Annotated in this window: 3 protein-coding genes and 1 pseudogene; all 4 read right to left on the bottom strand. The window is 63.5% G+C overall.

Annotated features, from left to right (window positions below):
* On the bottom strand, positions 1-239 hold a 239-nt coding region (locus ACI944_RS13150), incomplete at its 3' end, for a CTP synthetase (RefSeq protein WP_411719485.1).
* On the bottom strand, positions 232-1,149 hold the full coding sequence (guaA, locus tag ACI944_RS13145; RefSeq protein WP_411719484.1) for a glutamine-hydrolyzing GMP synthase: 918 nt from the start codon (positions 1,147-1,149) through the stop codon (positions 232-234). The genes ACI944_RS13150 and guaA, both read right to left, overlap by 8 nt.
* Positions 1,149-2,795, bottom strand: a complete 1,647-nt coding sequence (locus ACI944_RS13140; RefSeq protein ID WP_411719483.1) for a CTP synthase — start codon at positions 2,793-2,795, stop codon at positions 1,149-1,151. The genes guaA and ACI944_RS13140 overlap by 1 nt, the downstream gene beginning before the upstream one ends.
* Positions 2,796-3,116: 321 nt before the next feature.
* Positions 3,117-3,617, bottom strand: a pseudogene (locus ACI944_RS13135) (TRAP transporter permease); the annotation flags it as partial.

Below are 3,617 nucleotides of genomic sequence, written 5' to 3'. Positions count from 1 at the left end.
GGAACAGAATCGCGGGTGTATATGACGATCCGGAGTCCAGGGTTACAGTCCGCGGCCACTGTCACCGATGTCGCCAGTCCCGCGTCGGTCAACACGAGCGCGTCTGCGCTCTCAACGCCGGCAGCCTCCAAGGAGGATCGACTCGCGGTCCCCTCGGCGTAGCGTACCGTCCCGCCCTGCGTTTCGAGGGCGGCACCGATGCCGTCCGGATCGTCGCCCGCGATGATTACCTCACTCATATTCGATCGTTGCCGGAGGTTTGTGCGTCACGTCGTAAACGACGCGCGCGACGGTCTCGTTTTCGCCCGTAATGCGCGATTGGATGCGCTGTAGCGTCGCCCAGTCGACCTCTTGAGCGCGGGCAGTCATTCCATCGCGGGACTCGACCGAGCGCACGGCGACGACCCAGCCGTGGACGCGGTTGTCACCCTTAACGCCGGTCGCTTTCCCGAGCACCGCTGCGAGCGCCTGCCACGGCTCGTGCTCCTCGAGTTCCTCCTCGACGACGTGGTTGGCCTCGCGAGCGACCGCAAGTTTCTCTTCGGTCACCTCTCCGAGGACTCGGACGGCGAGCCCCGGCCCGGGGAACGGCATCCGCTCGGAGACGACCTCCTCGAGGCCGAGTTCGCGAGCGACTTCGCGAACCTCGTCCTTGTAGAGGTCCCGCATCGGCTCGACGATCCCCTCGAAGTCGACGACCTCGGGGAGTCCGCCGACGTTGTGGTGGGACTTGATCGTCCCCTCGCTCTCGATCCGGTCGGGGTAGATCGTCCCCTGGACGAGGAACTGGGCGTCGACCTCACGGGCCACCGTCTCGAACTCGCGGATGAACCCCTCGCCGATGGCGTGGCGCTTCTCCTCAGGATCGGTGACGCCAGATAACGCGTCGAGGAAGCGCTCGCGGGCGTCGACGATCCGGAGGCTCTCCATGTACGAGAACGTCTCCGCTATCTCCTCGGTCTCGCCCTTCCGCATTAGTCCAGTATCGACGTAGACGGGCGTGAGTTGGTCGCCGACGGCCTCGTAGGCCAGCGCGGCGGCCGTCGAAGAGTCGACGCCGCCCGACAGCGCGATTACCGCGTTCGCGTCGCCGATCGCGTCGCCGATCTCTTCGATCTTCTCGTCGATGAACGATTCGGGATCGACCATCAGGCCGTCACCTCCTCGGGGTCCGTCTCGTCCGTCTCGAGGATCGTTTCGACGAACTCAACGAACGGCGGCGAGGCCCGGCCCGGCCGCGAGCGGAATTCGGGGTGGAACTGCGTTCCGAAAAAGAACGGGTGCTCGGGGAGTTCGAGGATCTCCATCCGGTTGCCCGCCCGCCCCGAGAAAACGAGTCCCGCCTCTTCTAAGTCGTCGATGTACTCTGGGTTGACCTCGTAGCGGTGGCGGTGGCGCTCGGTACAGGACGTGTCGTCATAGACGTCGTGGGCCAGCGTGCCGGGGTCGATCTCGGTCTCGTGAGCGCCGAGCCGCATCGTTCCGCCCATGTCCTCGATCTCATACTGTTCAGGGAGGATGTCGATGACCGGGTGGGGGGTCGATTCGTCCATCTCCGCCGAGTGGGCGTCCTCGAAGCCACAGACGTTGCGAGCGACCTCGACGACGGCCATCTGGAAACCAAGACAGAGCCCAAGGAACGGAACGTCGTTCTCGCGGGCGTAACGGGCGGCCTCAATCTTGCCGCCCATCCCGCGGGCGCCGAACCCACCGGGGACGATGATCCCGTCGGCGTCGGCGAGGTGACCCGCGTTGGCGTCGTCCATCTCGTCGGCGTCGACCCACAGAACGTCGATCTCGGTGTTGGTCTCGAAGCCGGCGTGCTTCAACGACTCGTGAATCGAGAGGTAGGCGTCCTCAAGAGCGTACTTGCCGACTAAGGCGATCTCGATCTCGTCGGTCGCCTCCCGCGTGACGATGTCACGCCATTCGTTGTGGCGTTCGGACTCGGGAACCGCGTCCGATTCGAGGCCGAGTTCGGACATGACGTACTTGTCAAGCCCCTCGTCTTCGATCATCAAGGGGACGTGATAGATATCCTTGACGTCGGGGTTCGAGAACACCGCGTCGACGGGAACGTCACAGAACAGCGCGATCTTTTCTTTTGTTTCGGCGTCGAGTCTGTCGTCGCAGCGACCGACGAGGACGTCGGGCTGGAGGCCGATCGAGCGGAGTTCCTTGACGGAGTGTTGGGTCGGTTTCGTCTTTTGCTCGCCGTTTTTCGAGTATGGGACCAGCGTAACGTGAGTAAAGAGAATATCCTCGTCGTCCTCTTCGTGGGCGAACTGCCGGAGCGCCTCAAGATAGGGCATCCCCTCGATGTCACCCACCGTGCCGCCGACTTCGATGAGACAGACATCGTGGCCCGCCGCAGCCTCCCTGATCCGGCGTTTGATATCGTCGGTGATATGCGGGATTATCTGAACAGTGTCGCCGAGGTAATCGCCGGCGCGCTCCTTCTCGATGACGTGGCGGTAGGTCTTGCCCGTCGTGACGTTGTGGTCGAACGTCATGTCGATATCGAGGAAGCGCTCGTAGTTCCCGAGATCAAGGTCGACCTCGCCGCCGTCCTTCAGCACGTACACCTCGCCGTGCTGGTAGGGGTTCATCGTTCCGGCATCGACGTTGAGGTACGGGTCGATTTTCACCGCCGTCACGTCGAACCCGGCGTTTTCGAGCAACCGCCCGGTGCTCGCCGCTGTGATGCCTTTGCCGAGCCCGGACATCACACCGCCGGTGACGAATACGAATTTGTTTCCCAGTGTGGGGTCGTAGTCAGTAAGCTCCGTCGGCATACTGACGGTGCGCGAGCGTCGAACAAAACGATTTCGAACGACCGTTTTGCACGTTCCGGCACTCGCGCGCCGAGCCGTCACGCAGGCCTCATCGTCGGTGAAACGCCTCGCTCGGCGTACAGCGGCGCTCCGCCAGGGTGTATTTCAATCGGAGACCGCGTCAGCGACAAACGGGACCCGCGCCCACGGCTGATGGAAATCGCCTGAATGCGCGTGTTTCCGGCCACCCAGTCGTCGTGATCCACGATCTCCACGTGCATATGCGTTTGAGAGATGGTGCGACGATACTACGCTAACGGCGCGGTCACACTGACGGAACGATCACGCCCGTTGGGGCGCGGGCTCCGCGTTCGCCTCGACACCGGGGTCAGCCCCTCGCCTGTTCCGGAGGGTGAGAAGTGCGAACAGGGCGAACCCGACGCCGCGGAGGGCCAAATCGAGCATGAGGGCGTCGACGGAGACGGACACACCAACGAGTCCGAGGGCGTCGAAGACGGACTCGGAAAGCAGCCCCGGGGCCATCAACAGCAGCGAACTGGCGGCAAAGCCGACCCGACTGAACCGGTCGACGCGGGTGTACAGCGTCCCGATGACGGTGGCACCGAGCGCGATCACACCGAGGAAGACCCCGACAACGGGGACGAGAATCTCCGGAATCGAATACGACAGCTCGGCGAGGTCGTTGAACCCGACCACACGGTATCGTTCCCGAATCGGCAGATCCGCGGCGTTCGCCTTCTCGCGCAACAGGACGATCCCCGGTGCGAGCACGAACGCGAAGGGAACGATCGCCTTGTTTAACGACAGCGAGAACGCCTTTAT

Origin of the sequence: Natronomonas sp., from assembly GCF_046710025.1 — an archaeon.
Lineage (GTDB): Archaea > Halobacteriota > Halobacteria > Halobacteriales > Haloarculaceae > Natronomonas.
The sequence above is the reverse complement of the archived record's forward strand: the minus strand, read 5'-3'. Positions and strand labels throughout refer to the sequence as shown.